The sequence below is a fragment of the Pseudoalteromonas sp. Z1A6 genome, from assembly GCF_011378745.1.
GTDB classification, from domain to species: Bacteria; Pseudomonadota; Gammaproteobacteria; order Enterobacterales; family Alteromonadaceae; genus Pseudoalteromonas; species Pseudoalteromonas arctica.
On record NZ_WTKW01000719.1, the window covers coordinates 1 to 533 of the forward strand.

Sequence of the window (533 nt, forward strand, 5' to 3'; positions counted from 1 at the left end):
TTCTGGCTCTGAAAAACCATTTAATGCTTGAGCATAGACTTCGTTTACTACAGGCATTATTTCTGGACAAAGAGCTTTACCCTTTTCACTTAAACACAAAATAGTTGAGCGCTTATCAAGCTCACATTGCGTTTTAATAATGAGTCCTTTTTCTTCAAGTCGGTTTAGTAAGCGGCTCATAGCGCCACGATCATAAACCATATACTCACAAAGTCCTGCAAGCGTATTAACCGACTCTCTCGCAAGTAGTACTACCACAATATATTGCGCTGAGGTTAAGTCCATAGGAAGTAACTTGGCATCAACATGAATGGCTAATCTCGAGCGTAAAAAAGACACTAAACGCCCCAAGTCTTGCTCTGGCGCTAACTCTTCTCGAGTACAACGTTTAATTGATGGCATGTTTTGCATGGTTATTCCACTGTATAGGTATATTTGCATGCTGATAGACCTTAACACATACAAAAAATTCAATAATTTTTATAAAAACTAAGCGGCTAAAACTAAGCCACAAAAATAAAGCCGCTATTAGC

General features: G+C 38.5%; 1 protein-coding gene. It reads right to left on the bottom strand.

Translation table 11 applies throughout. The features are described from left to right. The coding region (locus GQR46_RS20480; RefSeq protein ID WP_165742371.1) for a MarR family transcriptional regulator at positions 1-411 on the bottom strand (411 nt) is incomplete at its 3' end. Positions 412-533 lie beyond the last annotated feature (122 nt).